Source organism: Rhodococcus sp. 21391 (genome assembly GCF_016772255.1).
In the GTDB taxonomy this organism is placed as follows: Bacteria; Actinomycetota; Actinomycetes; order Mycobacteriales; family Mycobacteriaceae; genus Rhodococcus_F; species Rhodococcus_F opacus.
In genome coordinates this window covers 7,026,220-7,041,246 of the sequence record NZ_CP063781.1, presented here as the reverse complement: position 1 = coordinate 7,041,246, position 15,027 = coordinate 7,026,220, and the positions used below count along the sequence as shown (strand labels likewise).

Annotated in this window: 11 protein-coding genes and 1 pseudogene; 5 read left to right on the top strand and 7 right to left on the bottom strand. The window is 66.8% G+C overall.

Going from position 1 to position 15,027, the window contains the following annotated elements; translation table 11 throughout:
- Positions 1–616 precede the first annotated feature (616 nt).
- Positions 617–2,143, top strand: coding sequence for a hypothetical protein (locus GO592_RS32615; protein WP_007297159.1), 1,527 nt, complete (start codon positions 617–619; stop codon positions 2,141–2,143).
- A gap of 56 nt (positions 2,144–2,199) precedes the next feature.
- Positions 2,200–2,829 (top strand): cysteine hydrolase family protein, encoded by a 630-nt coding sequence (locus tag GO592_RS32610; RefSeq protein ID WP_007297160.1) that lies wholly within the window; start codon positions 2,200–2,202, stop codon positions 2,827–2,829.
- A gap of 46 nt (positions 2,830–2,875) precedes the next feature.
- On the opposite strand, the gene lpdA is transcribed toward GO592_RS32610, so the two are convergent.
- The 4 genes from lpdA to pdhA all read right to left on the bottom strand — a co-directional run bounded on the left by lpdA (position 2,876) and on the right by pdhA (position 7,691).
- Positions 2,876–4,252, bottom strand: coding sequence for a dihydrolipoyl dehydrogenase (lpdA, locus tag GO592_RS32605; RefSeq protein WP_007297161.1), 1,377 nt, complete (start codon positions 4,250–4,252; stop codon positions 2,876–2,878).
- A 62-nt stretch (positions 4,253–4,314) separates the two neighbouring features.
- The gene (locus GO592_RS32600) at positions 4,315–5,592 is read right to left on the bottom strand and encodes a dihydrolipoamide acetyltransferase family protein (protein ID WP_007297162.1); all 1,278 of its coding nucleotides are present in this window, start codon (positions 5,590–5,592) and stop codon (positions 4,315–4,317) included.
- A gap of 15 nt (positions 5,593–5,607) precedes the next feature.
- Complete coding sequence (locus tag GO592_RS32595) at positions 5,608–6,609, bottom strand: alpha-ketoacid dehydrogenase subunit beta (protein ID WP_007297163.1); 1,002 nt, start codon at positions 6,607–6,609, stop codon at positions 5,608–5,610.
- On the bottom strand, positions 6,606–7,691 hold the full coding sequence (gene pdhA / locus GO592_RS32590; protein WP_007297164.1) for a pyruvate dehydrogenase (acetyl-transferring) E1 component subunit alpha: 1,086 nt from the start codon (positions 7,689–7,691) through the stop codon (positions 6,606–6,608). Before pdhA ends, GO592_RS32595 begins: the two co-directional genes overlap by 4 nt.
- A 169-nt stretch (positions 7,692–7,860) precedes the next feature.
- On the opposite strand from pdhA, the gene GO592_RS32585 reads away from it, so the two are divergent.
- Positions 7,861–8,334, top strand: coding sequence for an Lrp/AsnC family transcriptional regulator (locus tag GO592_RS32585; RefSeq protein ID WP_025433548.1), 474 nt, complete (start codon positions 7,861–7,863; stop codon positions 8,332–8,334).
- Between the two features lie 43 nt (positions 8,335–8,377).
- Here the strand turns inward: GO592_RS32585 and GO592_RS32580 are convergent.
- Positions 8,378–9,734: pseudogene (locus tag GO592_RS32580) on the bottom strand (MFS transporter).
- 96 nt (positions 9,735–9,830) lie between these two features.
- Positions 9,831–11,198: an FAD-binding oxidoreductase gene (locus tag GO592_RS32575; protein WP_007297165.1), complete on the bottom strand. Its 1,368-nt coding sequence runs from the start codon at positions 11,196–11,198 to the stop codon at positions 9,831–9,833.
- Positions 11,199–11,303: 105 nt separating this feature from the next.
- On the opposite strand from GO592_RS32575, the gene GO592_RS32570 reads away from it, so the two are divergent.
- Entirely contained in the window at positions 11,304–13,172 is a 1,869-nt protein-coding gene (locus tag GO592_RS32570) for a helix-turn-helix domain-containing protein (protein ID WP_082324907.1), read from the top strand.
- Between the two features lie 6 nt (positions 13,173–13,178).
- Here the strand turns inward: GO592_RS32570 and GO592_RS32565 are convergent, their stop codons facing one another.
- Complete coding sequence (locus GO592_RS32565) at positions 13,179–13,763, bottom strand: TetR/AcrR family transcriptional regulator (RefSeq protein ID WP_005567928.1); 585 nt, start codon at positions 13,761–13,763, stop codon at positions 13,179–13,181.
- A 101-nt stretch (positions 13,764–13,864) separates the two neighbouring features.
- Here GO592_RS32565 and GO592_RS32560 point away from each other — a divergent pair, with 101 nt between their 5' ends.
- A complete protein-coding gene (locus GO592_RS32560) occupies positions 13,865–15,007 on the top strand; it encodes an acyl-CoA dehydrogenase family protein (protein WP_005567925.1) in 1,143 nt (380 codons plus the stop codon).
- Positions 15,008–15,027 lie beyond the last annotated feature (20 nt).

Sequence of the window (15,027 nt, the reverse complement as noted above, 5' to 3'; positions counted from 1 at the left end):
AACTAAACACCCGCCCAATCGTTCTCGGGGCCTCGCACTCTCGTGTGCGTCCGGTGGATCGCCCGGGTGGCGGATGATCTACGCAGGTCGGACTGCCGCGGGCAGCGTCGTCACGCGGGCGAAACTTTTCCTGCCCGAAGCGAGTAGCCCCGCACGTCGGCGGGTACCCCGCATCCACGCTGCCCCGGGATCGACGGCCCCGAGTGGCAGCCAGGTCCCCTGACCGGTCCCCCTCGGCCGGGAGACCGTCCGCCGCTCGTGTCCGGGGACGCCCCCCTCTTCCTCGGACACGAGCGGCTCGTCGTGCGCCTGCACGTGCGGTTAGTCGCGAGGTCTCCGGCGCCGTTCCCGGCCCGCGAAGCCGCAGAATACTGTAATCGTTCACACGACCCGCCGAAGCCGAAACGCGGTTGTCATTTTCTGCGCACCTTGCACATCGAATCGGCTCTCGCATAGTCACTTTGACGTTGACGACACATCAAAGGAAGGCGATGATCATGCGACAACCGGGCTGCGGTGCCCCGCGTCGTGACCCGACAACGGTCATGACCCGGCCGTCCTCACCCGCACACTTCCGAGGTACTCGCCGCAAGTAGTTCGATACAAGGAGTCGCACGTGGGCGCTGCGCAGATCGTGTTCTTAGTCGGCCTTGCTTCTCTGATCGTGGCCATGGCACTACGCAAGAACGTCATGATCCCCGCGGTACTCGCGACATTTGCCACGGCACTTGCGTACAGCGGCAGCGTCCCGAATGCCATCATGTCGGTGTTCCGGGCCACCATCACTTCCGGCACCGCGCTGTTCGAGATCTTCATCGTCATCGCGGCGGTGACCTCGATGCTCGCGGCGATGCGGGCGATCGGTTCCGATGAGGTGATGGTCCGCCCCGTCAGTCGGTGGATGGTCAATGGTCGCGTCGCGTACATCGTGCTGTTCGTCTTCACCTATTTTCTCTCGCTGTTCTTCTGGCCGACCCCGGCGCTGGCCCTGATCGGTGCGGTCCTGCTTCCTGCCGCGATCAAGGTGGGTCTGCCACCGCTCGGAGCTGCGGTGGTTCTCGCGATCTCCGGCCAGGGGATGTCGATCGCCTCCGACTACGTGATCGGTCTTGCGCCGTCGATTTCCGCGAGCGGCGCGGGCATTCCCGCCGACGACATCGCCGATCGTGCCCTGGTGATCTCATTGATCGTCGGTATCACTGCGGCGGTGCTCGCCTACTTCCTGACCGTCCGCCGCAGGATGCGTACGGACGCGGTTCCGGGCACCGACCCGATCGGTGGAACCGGGCATCCCCCCGGCGGTGTCGGTGGCACGCCCGCCGGCCCGGCTGCCGGTTTCGCGCCGAGCCCGGATGTCGCGGTCTCACCCACCGCCACGGACGTGCTCGACGAGGAACTGCCCGGGTTCGAGGACGACGGAACGAGAATCACCGATCGCCCGACTCTGACCCGTGCGTGGGCGATCGGCGTGCCTGCCGCGTTCGTCGCCGTCCTGGTTTACATGTTGGTCGGTCGTTTCACCGACCTCGTCCCCTGGGAGGACGGCGCGGGCGCGTCTCTGGTGGGAGGCACGGCAATCATCCTGATGGCCCTCGTGACCGTCACCTCACGACGCTCCGATGCGCTCGAATTCTGCGCCACCCACTTCATCGATGGTCTGTCGTACGCATTCAAGGCGATGGGCATCATCCTTCCCGTCGCAGGTTTCGTGTACATCGGAATTCCCGACTATTCGGGCGCCATTCTCGGACTCGACGACGACACCACCGGTCCGGCCTTCCTCTTCGACACCGTCGAACGGGTGCAGCCGTACATCCCCGACAACGGCGTCTTCGTCGCGCTCAGCATGCTCTTCATCGGTATGGCGGTCGGTCTCGACGGTTCGGGGTGGGCGGGCTTACCCCTCACCGGCGGATTGGCTGCCGCGCTGGCACCGCAGTCCGGAATGGACACCGCGACCTTGGCTGCCATCGCCCAGAACGGCGCCACATGGACGGGCGGGGGAACTCTCGTGATCTGGTCGTCGCTGGTGGTGGTCGCCGGATTCTGCCGGATACCGGTTGCCGAACTGGTCCGCCATCTCGTCGTCCCGGTGATGGCCGGACTGCTGCTGGCTACCGGAGCCGCCGTCGTCATCTGGTAGCGGCTCAACGCCGAACAAGATTTCCGCACAACCCTGACAGGGAAGGACACCACGAAATGAGCTCGGTCCCGTTCCGCTACGACCCCGCCCGGTGCGCACTGATCGTCATCGACATGCAGAAGGATTTCTGCTCTCCCGACGGGTCGCTGGCACAGAAGGGCTTCGACGTGACCGCCCCGGTGGCGATGGCACCGCGCCTGGATCACCTCGTCGCGTCCGCACGCACGGCCGGGGTCCGGGTGATCTTCGTACGTACCCTGCACGACGAAACCACCGATACACCCCAGTGGCTCGGCCGCATCGGCGAGGGGCCGGACGCGGCACGCACCGGAATTACCTGCCGCACAGGAACACCCGGGGCAGACTATTACGCCGTCGCTCCGCAGGACGGCGACGTGGTGATCACGAAGAACCGGTTCAGCGCCTTCGTCGGCACCAACCTCGACCTCACCCTGCGTTCCCTCGGCATCGATTCCCTGCTCTTCACCGGGGTCGCCACCGAGGTGTGTGTCGAGTCGAGTCTGCGTAGCGCGCTGTTTCACGAATACTGGGTTTCGCTCGTCGAAGACTGCGCCGCCACCTACAGCCGAACAGCCCACGACGCTTCGGTGTCCGTCGTCGCACAGAACTTCGGCACCGTGATCACGGCCGAGAAGCTCGAGACGTTTTGGACTGCAGGATTGTGAAAGACTTCAGCCGGCGACGGGTGCGGCAAGCGAGGTCGGCCAGCGATCAGCTGTGACTGTGCAGTGGTGTACCCGCGAGAGCGAGGTGTGCCTCGCCGAGTGCTTCGGCCTGGGTGGGGTGCGCGTGCACGAGGGTGGCGACTTCGTCGGGGTACGCGCCCCAGTTGACGATCAGTTGCGCCTCGCCGATGAGTTCGCCCACGCGCTCGCCGACCATGTGGATTCCGACGACCGGTCCCTCCGTGGCTCCGGCACGCACCAGTTTGACGCCGCCGCTGGTTCCGAGGATCTGACTCTTGCCGTTGCCGGCGAGGTCGTACACGACGGTGGCGACGTCTCCGTGCCGCTCGCGGGCCTGGTCTTCGGTGAGCCCGACCGACGCGACCTCGGGGTTGGAGTACGTCACCCGGGGGATGCCGCTGTCCTCGACCGGTGCCGGGCTCAGGCCGGCGATCGTTTCCGCGACGAAGATGCCCTGCTGGAATCCGCGATGCGCGAGTTGCGGACCGGCGACGATGTCGCCGACCGCGTACACGTCCGGCTGCGAGGTGCGCAGAGAGTCGTCGACCGCGACGAAACCGCGGGGGTCGAGTGCGACGCCGTTCTCGGTGAGCCCGATGTCGGCGGTCCGAGGTCCGCGGCCGACCGCGACGAGCACCAGGTCCGCCTCGATCGTGTCGCCCGACTCCACCGTAACGCTGACCGTGCTCTCGTGCTGGACCGCCTTCGCGAATCGGGTGCCGGTCATGATGGTGATGCCGCGTTTGCGGAGGGCCCGGGTGAGTTGCTTCGAGGACCACTCGTCTTCGGCGGCGACGAGCCGGGGCAGGGCTTCGACGATGGTGACGGCGGCACCCAACGATGCCCAGATGCTGGCGAATTCGACCCCGATGACACCGCCGCCGAGTACGACGACGCGCTTCGGAAGTTCGGGAAACGTCAGTGCCTCGTCGCTCGTGAGGATGCGGCCACCGATCTCGAGTCCGGGCAGGCTCCGGACCTGCGAGCCGGTCGCGAGCACCAGCGACGTGCCGGTGATCGTGCGATCGCCGACGTGCACGGTGCGGCCTCCGCCGTAGCGGCCGGTTCCGTGCACCACCTCGATCTTGTGGCCGCGAACCAGCCCCTGCAGGCCGTTGTACAGGCGTTCGACCGTCGCGTTCTTGTAGGCGTGGACACCGCCGAGGTCGATCCCGTCGAGCGTCGCACCGATACCGAGGGCCGACGCGTGCGTGACGGTGTCGGCGACCTCGGCGGCGTGCACGAGCGCCTTGGTGGGGATGCACCCTCGGTGCAGGCAGGTGCCGCCGACCTTGTCCTCTTCGATCAGGGTGACGGTCTTACCCAGTTGCGCGGCGCGGAAGGCACATGCGTACCCGCCGGATCCACCGCCGAGAATCAGGACGTCCGGTTGGTCGGACATGGGGAACTCCCTCGGTCGGGCACGCCATGGGACGTGCCGGAAAGGTCGAAATGAACAGGACTTCAGCTGAGCGCGATCAACGTCAACGGGTCCGACAGGATCTGACCGATGGCCGCGAGGAATCTCGATCCCTGCTCACCGTCGACCAGTCGATGGTCGAACGACAGGCTCAGTGTGGTGACCGACCGCAACGCGATCTCGCCCTGGTGTTCCCACGGCTGCCTGCGGATCGCCCCGAAGCACAGGATCGCCGCCTCACCGGGGTTGAGGATGGGCGTACCCGCGTCGACACCGAAGACGCCGACATTGGTGATCGTGATCGTGCCGTCGGCGAGATCGGCGGGTCCGGTCTTGCCCTCCTTCGCCGTGTTCGTCAGATCCGACAGGGCGATCGCGAGGTCGCGCAGACCGAGGGTGTGTGCGTTCTTGATGTTCGGCACCATCAGCCCGCGCGGGGTGGCGGCCGCGATGCCGAGGTTCACGGAGCGTTTGAGGACGATCTCCTGGGAGTCCTCGTCCCAGGACGAATTCAGGGTCGGGTTGGTGCGCAGCGCCACGAGCAATGCCTTGGCCACCCACGTCAGTGGTGTCAGGCGCACGTCGGTCAAGTGCTTCGTTTCGCGTAGCTGTGCCAGCAGGTCGATCGTCGGGGTGACATCTACCGTGACGAACTCGGTGACATGCGGGGCGGTGAATGCGCTTCGGACCATCGCTGCGGCAGTGTGCTTGCGGACGCCCTTGATCGGGATGCGTTCCTCGTCGGCGTCCGGCGGGACCGTCGCCGCCGACGTCGTCACCGGGGTGGCGGTGCGGTGGCGTTCGAGGTCGTCCCTGGTGACTTCACCGTGCACCCCGGTTGCGTCGACCTCGCTGAGGTCGACTCCGTGTTGCTTCGCGGCGAACCGCACCGGCGGTGAGGCCAACGGACGCGACGTGCCCGGCGCCGCGGTGTCGTCGAGTCGGGTTCCCGCCGCCGGACGCCTTTGCCGGCGTCGGCTCGAGGAGTCTTCGGCCACGCCGTACCCGACGAGGACCGGGGTCCGCTCTGCCGGGGCCGCAGCAGCGGTCGACTCGGGCGCGTCCGCCGGGTCCTCGCCGGCGACCGCTACGTCGATGAAGGGGCTGCCGACGTCGACGGTCGTCCCCTCCTCGGCGTGCAACGCGACCACCGTTCCGGCGTAGGGCGAGGGCAACTCCACCGACGCCTTCGCCGTTTCGACCTCGGCGATGATCTGGTTGAGCGTCACGGTATCGCCGACCTTCACCAGCCAGGTCAGCAGTTCGGCGTCGGTGAGGCCCTCGCCGAGGTCGGGCAGCAGGAATGTCTTGACAGTGGGCATGGCGAACTCCTGGTCCTACGCGGTGAAGGTGCGGTCGACGGCGTCGAGGATGCGGTCGACGTCCGGCAGGAAATGCTCTTCGAGTTTCGCCGGCGGATACGGGACGGTGAAGCCGCCGACGCGGGCCACCGGTGCTTCGAGGTGATAGAAGCAACGCTCGCTGATGCGGGCCGCGATTTCGGCACCGATCCCGAGGAACACGGGCGCCTCGTGAGTGATCACCAGGCGTCCGGTGCGCTGCACGGACGCGGCGACTGTGTCGACGTCGAGCGGGGAAATGGACCGCAGATCGATCACCTCGATCGACCTACCCTCGCCCGCAGCGACTTTCGCGGCCTCCAGTGCAGTTGTCACGAGCGGCCCGTACGCGACGACGGTGGCGTCGGTGCCCGGTACGACCACGCGGGCCTTGTGCAGTGGACTCGCCTCGGCCGCCGGGTCGATCTGCCCCTTCTCCCAGTACCGGCGCTTGGGTTCGAAGAACAGCACCGGATCGTCCGACGCGATGGCCTGCTGAATCATCGTGTGCGCATCGGCGGCGGTGCTGCAGGTGACGACGCGAAGACCTGCGGTCGCGGCGAAGTACCCCTCCGGCGACTCGGAGTGATGCTCGATCGCACCGATGCCACCGCCGTACGGGACGCGGATGGTGATCGGCATCTTGACGTTGCCGCTCATGCGGTAGTGCAGTTTGGCTACCTGCGAGACGATCTGGTCGAAGCCGGGGTAGATGAACCCGTCGAACTGGATCTCGCACACCGGTCGGTAACCGCGCATCGCGAGACCGACTGCGGTGCCGATGATCCCGGATTCGGCGAGCGGCGTGTCGATGACGCGGTTGGGACCGAAATCCTTCTGCAGTCCGTCGGTGATGCGGAAGACACCGCCGAGTTTGCCGATGTCCTCTCCCATGAGCACGACCTTCGGGTCGTTCTCGAGGGCGCGGCGCAGGCCGGCGTTGAGGGCCTTGCCGAGCGGAAGCGTGGTCGGGGCGGCCGCGGAGATGACTGTGCTCATGCGTCGGTTCCTTCGAAACTGTCGAGGTAGGCGGCGAACTGGCGGCGCTCTTCGTCGACGAGGGGATGGGGTTCGGCGTACACGTTGTCGAACAAGGACATCGGCTCGGGTTCGACGGTCGCGAGGCATCCGCGGCGCAACGCCGCGGCGGTGTCGTCGGCGCGCTGCTGCACGGCGGCGAGGTAGTCGTCGTCGATCGCGCCCGCCGACTCGAGGAGGGCGCGGATGCGGTCGAGGGGGTCCTTGCGTTTCCATTCCTCGTCGAGCGCAGCGGGGCGGTACCGGGACGGGTCGTCGGACGTGGTGTGCGGGCCCATCCGGTAGGTGACCGCCTCGATCAGGGTGGGTCCGCTGCCTTCCCGTGCCCGTTCGAGCGCGGCCCGGGTCACGGCGATCACGGCGAGGACGTCGTTGCCGTCGACGCGCACGCTGGGAACACCGAAGCCCCTGCCCCGCGCGGCGATACTCACCCGCGATTGCAGGCTGACCGGTTCGGAGTTTGCCCACTGGTTGTTCTGGCAGAAGAACACCACGGGGGCATTGAAGCTCGCGGCGAACCCGAAGGCCTCGGAGATGTCGCCCTGACTGGTGGCGCCGTCGCCGAAGTAGGTGATCGCGGCGCCGTCAGAGCCGTCGAACTGCATGCCCATCGCATACCCGGTGGCGTGCAGTGCCTGCGCGCCGACGATGATCGCGGGGGTCGTCATGTTGTACTCGAACGGGTTCCAGCCCGAGTGCGTCGACCCTCGCCAGAACCTGAGCATGTGGGTGGGATCGACGTCGCGGCAGTACGCGACTCCGTGTTCGCGGTAGCTGGCGAAGACGAAGTCGTCCGGACGGAGGGCGCGCGCCGATCCGACCTGCGCCGCTTCCTGCCCCAGCAGCGGAGCCCACAGTCCCAGTTCGCCCTGACGCTGCAGCGCGGTCGCCTCCGCGTCGATGCGCCGCACCACGACCAGGTCTTCGTACAGCGCACGCACCGACGTGATGTCGACATCGTCGACGTACCTGGAGTAGTCCGGATGATCTACTCGCGCACCGTTTTCAGTGACCAGCTGCACCACATCGTCATTGTCGAACACGAAAACCTCCGAAAGTGATGTACCGGGAGAGCTCGCCGCCCGCGAGTGACCGGGTCGGTCAGAATGTTGTATTCACACAATCATCAGGATTCATCATGCGCAAGTGATGTTGAGAAGATTAAGCAGAATGCGCAAATATGACGTCCCGAACTCTGGCATACTGCGCTACATGACGAGACTCGATCGGACCGATGCCCGCCTCCTGCTCGCGCTGTGCGACGCCCCTCGCGCCACCGGGGTGCAATTGGCCTCCCTGCTGGGGATGGCACGTAATACCGTGCAAGCAAGGATGTCTCGCTGGGAGGAGCAACGAGTGCTCGCACCCGTCGACCGCTGCGTGTCACCCCGCGATCTGGGGTACCCCCTGCAGGCGTTCGTCACCGCGGTGGTCGACCAGCATCGCCTCGAGGATGTCATCGAGCACCTGCGGGACATCGCCGAGGTCGTGGAGGTCGTCGGCATCTCCGGAGCGGCGGACCTGCACATCGGCGTGGTCGCCGTCGATGCCGACGATCTGTATCGGGTCGCCGGCCTCATCCTCGCCGTGCCCGGGATCGAGCGCACCACGGTGTCCGTGGCGATGCGCGACGCCATCCCCTACCGAACCCGGCCGCTGCTGGAGCGGATCGCCGAGGAGCAATGACGAAGGCGCTGCCGTCGACCGCCCGGCAGCGCCTGTTCTCGGATCAGTGGTGTGCGGCGACGACCTCCCCGCCGATGTCTTCGGCACTGCGAGTGGGACTTACCCGCGATCTGAGCACGAGTACCAGCACCACGGCGACGAGCATGACCGCCCCTACGACCCACAGGCCTGCGCGTGAATTACCGGTGGCGTCGAACAGCCAACCCGTGACGTACGGGGCCCCGAAGCCGCTCATGTTGCCCACCGAGTTGACGACCGCGATACCCGCGGCGGCACCCGCGCCGGTGAGGAATGTACTGGGCAGGTACCAGAACACCGGCAGGGCACAGAACACACCGACCGCGCTGACGGTCACCGCGATCATCGTCGTGAGCGGCGACTGCATGTACAGGGCGATCGGAATGGAGACGGCTCCGATCAGGGTGGGGATGGCGACGTGCCAGATCCTTTCACCGGTTCGGTCGGAGTGTCTGCTCCACAACACCATTGCGACAGCACCCACCGCGAACGGGACCGCGACGATCAACCCGGTGGTGAACAGCGAGAAGTCGGTGTCGAACGTCTTCTTGAAACCGGCGACGATGCTCGGCAGGAAGAAACTGAGCGAGTACAACCCGTAGGTGATCCCGAAGTAGACGAGCCCCAGCATCCAGACGCGGGAATCGGTCACCGCCCGGCGTACCGACCCGCTGATATGAGAACCGGATTCGGTCGCCTCGGATTCGAGTTCACGAGTGAGCCACACCTTTTCGTCCTCGTCCAGCCATGTGGCCTGCGAGGGCCGGTCCGTCAGGTAGAACCAGGTGACCACCGCGAGCACGACGGCCGGGATCCCCTCGATCAGGAACACGACCCGCCACCCGGACAGTCCGAACAACCCGTCCCAGTACTGGATGATGGCGCTCGACAACGGGGCTCCGAGCGCCGACGACACCGGGAGCGCGAGAAGGAACAGGCCCATCAGCCGGACCCGATAGGCGCGGGGAAAACCACAGGGTCAGGTAGAGCAGAACACCCGGGAAGAATCCCGCCTCGGCGATACCCAGCAGCATGCGCAGCGTGTACAGCGAGCCGGCATTGGGCACGAAGGCCATGGCCGCCGCGATGATTCCCCACGTGAGCATGATCCGGGCGATCCACCGGCGCGCCCCGAACCTGTGCAGCGCGAGATTGCTCGGCACCTCGAACAGGAGATATCCGATGAAGAAAAGCCCGGAGGCCAGACCGAACATGGTCTCGGTGAGTCCGAGCTCCTCACTCATCGTCAGCTTCGCCAGCCCGATATTGGTCCGGTCGAGATAGTTGACGAAGTAGGCCAGGCCGAGGAACGGAATGAGCCGCCGGGCGACCTTCCGGACCACCCTCGCCTCGATCTCGGGTTTCTGCAGTACAGAGGACATGTGTGACTCGACTTTCTGAGGAGTGGGCATGGGTCGGACCGCCGTGTCCCGCTCGGCCGAAAAGCGTGCGTGACAGGCGTTGGTGCTCGGGGTGGTTTACGAGAAGATCTTCCCGGGGTTCATGATTCCGCGCGGGTCGAGGGCGTTCTTCACCGATCGATGCATGCCGAGGACGACCGGATCGAGTTCCTGGGCGAGGCCGTCCATCTTCAGTAGACCGACGCCGTGCTCGCCGGTGACCGTGCCGCCGAGTTCCAGTGCCGCGTCGATGATGTCCGCGAACGCGGCCTGCGCGCGGGCGCGGGCCGCCTCGTCGCCGCGGGGTGTGATGAGGAGCGGGTGCAGGTTTCCGTCGCCGGCGTGTGCGATGTTGGCGATGGTGGTCTCGTGGGCGATGCCGATCTGTTCGATGCGCGCAAGCATCTCGGGGACAGCCCGTTTCGGCACGCACACGTCTTCGGTGAGGACCGGTCCGAGTCGTTCCATCGCAGGGTAGGCCAGACGACGCGCAGCGAACAACGCGTCGGCTTCCTCCTGGTCGGTGGAGACGGCAGACCAGGTGGCTCCGGCTTCGTCGAAGCACGACAGCATCTTCTCCGCTTCCTGGTCGCCGACGACTCCTGCAGTGTCGATGCGGCCGAGCAGAACGACGTTCGCCTCCACCGACAATCCCATCTTCTTCCAGGCGTCGACGGCGATGAGGCACTGCTTGTCCACCAGTTCGAGCGCCGACGGGGTGAGCCCCGCCGCGGCCACCGCGCTGACGGCCCGGCCCGCGTCGACAATGGAATCGAAGTAGCCGGCCACCGTGCGCTGCGGGTCCTGGAGCGGTCGCAGTTTGACGGTGATTTCGGTGATGACGCCGAGCGTTCCCTCGGATCCGACCATGAGGCCCGCCAGATCGTAACCGGCCACACCCTTGGCGGTCTTGCGTCCGAGGCGCACGAGGTCACCGGTGCCGGTCACGATCTGCATGCCGAGCACGTAGTCACGGGTGACGCCGTACTTGACGCAGCACAGTCCGCCCGCGTTGGTGGCGACGTTCCCTCCGATCGTCGACCACGGTGAACTGGCCGGATCCGGCGGATACCAGAGTCCGTGTTCGGCGCACGCGGCGCGGAGATGGTCGTTCACCACGCCGGGCTCGACGACGGCATACCGCTCGAGCGGATCGATTTCCTTGATCGCGTTCATGCCCTCGAGGGCGAGGACGACGCAGCCGTCGGTCGCGTTCGCTCCGCCGGACAGACCGGTCCCGGCGCCCCGGGTGACGACGGCGGTGTCGTGGTCGAGGCAGGCGCGCACGACAGCCTGGACTTCGAGGGCCGTTCGGGGCCGGACGACCGCGAGCGGTGCTGCGTACGGCGCCCACTCGGCTTCGTCGTGCTGGTACTTCGCGACGACGTCGGGGTCGCGCACGACGCGATCCGCGGGGAGGGATGCCAACAGTGCATCGATCAGCATGGCGAAAACCGGTCCTTTGCGGGCGAGAAGGTGATGTCTCGAATCTAACTGTGATCTGGATCTCGGCCAATGTAGATTTCATCTATCAAATCCAGGAATCCATGGATGGAGACACCAGTGAGTACTGCCGATCGCGGCTGGATGGAGCTGCTGCTCGACGACGCACCCGTCGACGAACTCGATGCCCTCCGGCGCACGCTGATCGAGGAATCCGGCGCGTCCGACAGGGCCGCGGTCGAACGCGAAGCCAACGCCGCCCTCCGGCTCCGCGCGCAGCTCGACCAGCGCCAACAGCGCAGTAGGGAGCTGGCGGCGCTCAACGACATCGCCGCCAGGCTGACGACCGTCCGCTACGACCGGGTGTTGCTGCAGGAAGTGGTCGATCAGGCGCGGCAACTGCTCGGTGTGGATCTCGCCTACATGGGATCGGTGTACGACGAGGAATTCGTCATCGAGGTCACCAGCGGGGCCTTGACCCCGAACCTCGTCGGAATCCGACTGTCCCTGGACGAAGGACTCGTGGGCCTGATCGTCCGCAGGTCCGCACCGGAGTGGACGCCCGACTACCAGAGCGAACCGGCGTTCCGGCACATCACCGGAGCCGACAGCGCAGCGCGGTCGGAGAACATGCGCGGCCTGCTCGGGGTGCCCCTGCGCGTCGCCGACCGCGTCATCGGTGCCCTGTTCGCGTGCAAGCGTCAGGAGCGGGCCTTCACCGAATCCGAGATCGCGCTGCTGTCGGCGCTGGCAGCCCATGCAGCGATCGCGATCGAGAACGTTCGCTCGTTGGAACGTGAGCGCGACACCGTCGCACGGCTCGAATCGGTGAACGCCGAATTATCACAGCGCACAACCGAGCTCGAACAGATACTGCAGTGGGATCGGACGCTGACTCAGGTGGTGCTGCTCGGGGCGGGAGTGCAGCGTTTGGTGCAGGAGGTCGCGCAGCTCTCCCGGCAACCGGCCTATTTCGTGCAGGACGAATCCGCGTTGCCCGTCGAACTGATGCCGCACGCCGATGACGTGTCGGCCGCGGTTCGCGAGCTTCGGGCGGGAGGGAAGGACCACGCCGAACGCGACGAGGTGGTCGCACAGCGTGTCGCGGCGGCCGGCGAGATGCTCGGCGCCCTCCTGTGCGTGGGAGCCGGGCAGCCGACCACGCGTCTCCTGCTCGAACGTGCGGCACCCGCGATCGCGCTGTCGCTCGCCGAGGAACGTGCCGCGGGGGAGGCGACGCGTCGTGCACGGGATGCCTTTCTCGTCGATCTGCTGACCCATCCCGCCGCGACCGCACAGGACGAGCGCCGCCAACTGCGGTTGGCCGGGCTCAACCCCGACACGACGTACTGCGTCGCCGTGGCGATCGCCACGGGCCCGGACACGGTCCGTACCGCTCTCGGGACATTCGCCTTCCCTTCGGGAACCGTTGCCGCGGAGCATGGTTCCCGCGCACTGGCGGTCGTGCCCGCCAAGGATTCCGCCTCCGTCCAGGCGGTGTTCACCGCCGGACGGCTCGACGCGACGATCGGAATCGCGGAGCCCGCGCGTGGCGCGAAGGCGCTCGCGCAGGCCTATGTCGAAGCCCAGCAGACCGTCGATGTGCTCGACACATTGGGACGCGCGGGGGACGTCTCGTCCGCGCGCGGCCTGGGCATCTACCGGATCCTGCTGAGTCACATGGCGCGCGACCACCTCGACGAACTCACCGAGGCCCAACTGGGGCCGCTGATGGCGGAGCAGGCCAAACGCGGAGTGCCACTGCTGGAAACACTGTCGGAGTATCTGGCTCACGGACGCCACCATTCGGCGACCGCGGCGAGTCTCGGCGTGCACGTCAACACTCTCTACCAGCGTCTCGACGCGATCGACCGCCTCCTCGGCCCGGACTGGCGCAACCCCGACAAGGCTCTCGATCTACAGGTGCTGATGCGGTTGCGCAGAACCGCGGAACTACTCGGCGCACGAACTCGGTGACACGGTTCAGGCGCTGATGCCGCCCGTGAGGATCGCGGCAAGTTCGGCGTAGGCGTGCGCGTCGTCGAGTCCGGTGCTGTCGCGGACCCCGCGTTGCTGGATGCGGACCATCATGGTGGCGGCGAGGTCGGCGGCGAAGGCGGCGTGCACGTCGCGGAAGTCCCCGCCGGCGACGCCTTCGGTGATCAACTCCTGGACTCGACCGGCCGCGAACTGGGTGTTCCGTTCGTACACCTCCCGTGCCGGTGGGAAGGCGTCGAGGTCGGCCATGAACTGGTCGGATGCGGCCGAGAGGGCGGTGCCCACGGCCGACAGGTAGGCGGTGATCCGCTCGCGGGCCCCGGCGATCGGCTCGATGTGCGACTCGACGTCGTCGGTCGCGCGGCGGAAGAAGTGCACGGTAGCGGCCCGGACGAGCTGCTCTTTGCTGCCGGCGAGGGTGTACAGCGTCGACTTCGAACAGCGCAGCCGGTTCGCGATCTCGTCGAGCGTCAGGTGGGCGAACCCCTCGACCAGGATCAGGTCGACGAGGGCGTCGAAGAGCTGGGTGCGCCGTCGGGTGGCGAAACCGGGTCGGGTGGGCTGCTCCATGACAGAAATAGTACTGGGAGATGCCTTGCAGTACTATTTCGCAATCAGTACCCTGGGGCGTAATCCAGTACTGTTTTCCGTAGCCTTCTCGAGGAGAAACCGTGGCCGTCGATCGCTTGCTGCCTACTGACGAAGCCCGTGACCTGATCCAGCTCACGCGCGACGTCGCCGACAAGGTCCTGACGCCGATCGTCGACGAGCACGAGAAGTCGGAGACCTACCCCGAAGGCGTGTTCGCCACCCTCGGCGAGGCCGGACTGCTGAGCCTGCCGTACCCGGAGGAGTGGGGCGGCGGCGCGCAGCCGTACGAGGTGTACCTGCAGGTGCTCGAGGAGATCGCCGCCCGCTGGGCATCGGTCGCGGTCGCGGTCAGCGTCCACAGCCTTGCCTGCCACCCACTGATGGCGTTCGGCACGGACGAGCAGAAGCAGCAGTGGCTCCCGGAGATGCTCGGCGGCAACACCATCGGCGCCTACAGCCTGTCCGAGCCGCAGGCCGGATCCGACGCCGCCGCACTGACCTGCAAAGCCACAGCGACCGACGGCGGGTACGTCGTCAACGGCGCGAAGGCGTGGATCACCCACGGCGGCATCGCCGATTTCTACAACCTCTTCGCCCGCACCGGTGAGGGATCGAAGGGGATCTCCTGCTTCCTGGTCCCGAAGGACACCGAGGGCCTGACGTTCGGCAAGCCCGAGGAGAAGATGGGCCTGCACGCCGTGCCGACAACGTCCGCGCACTACGACGACGCCTTCGTGCCCGCGGAACGACGTATCGGCGCGGAAGGGCAGGGTCTGCAGATCGCGTTCAGCGCACTCGATTCCGGCCGGCTTGGCATCGCCGCGGTCGCCGTCGGGCTCGCGCAGGCCGCCCTCGACGAGGCCGTCGCCTACGCCCAGGAGCGGACTGCGTTCGGCAAGAAGATCATCGACCATCAGGGACTCGGCTTCCTGCTGGCCGACATGGCCGCCGCCGTCGACTCCGCGCGCGCCACCTACATCGACGCGGCCCGTCGCCGCGACGCCGGCCTGCCGTACTCCCGCAACGCGTCCGTCGCCAAGCTCGTCGCCACCGACGCCGCCATGAAGGTCACCACCGACGCCGTCCAGGTGCTCGGCGGCTACGGCTACACCCGCGACTTCCGCGTCGAGCGGTACATGCGGGAAGCGAAGATCACGCAGATCTTCGAGGGCACCAACCAGATTCAACGCCTGGTCATCAGCCGCACCCTCGCCGCGAACTGACGCACCCACCCCCGAGAAAG

Bases quoted from the DNA above. Each gene is read 5' to 3' on its own strand.
- GO592_RS32575 (WP_007297165.1), bottom strand. From the start codon at position 11,198: ATGCTGATCGATGCACTGTTGGCATCCCTCCCCGCGGATCGCGTCGTG.
- GO592_RS32585 (WP_025433548.1), top strand. From the start codon at position 7,861: ATGACGAGACTCGATCGGACCGATGCCCGCCTCCTGCTCGCGCTGTGC.
- GO592_RS32610 (WP_007297160.1), top strand. From the start codon at position 2,200: ATGAGCTCGGTCCCGTTCCGCTACGACCCCGCCCGGTGCGCACTGATC.
- GO592_RS32570 (WP_082324907.1), top strand. From the start codon at position 11,304: ATGGAGACACCAGTGAGTACTGCCGATCGCGGCTGGATGGAGCTGCTG.
- GO592_RS32595 (WP_007297163.1), bottom strand. From the start codon at position 6,609: ATGAGCACAGTCATCTCCGCGGCCGCCCCGACCACGCTTCCGCTCGGC.
- lpdA (WP_007297161.1), bottom strand. From the start codon at position 4,252: ATGTCCGACCAACCGGACGTCCTGATTCTCGGCGGTGGATCCGGCGGG.
- GO592_RS32600 (WP_007297162.1), bottom strand. From the start codon at position 5,592: ATGCCCACTGTCAAGACATTCCTGCTGCCCGACCTCGGCGAGGGCCTC.
- GO592_RS32565 (WP_005567928.1), bottom strand. From the start codon at position 13,763: ATGGAGCAGCCCACCCGACCCGGTTTCGCCACCCGACGGCGCACCCAG.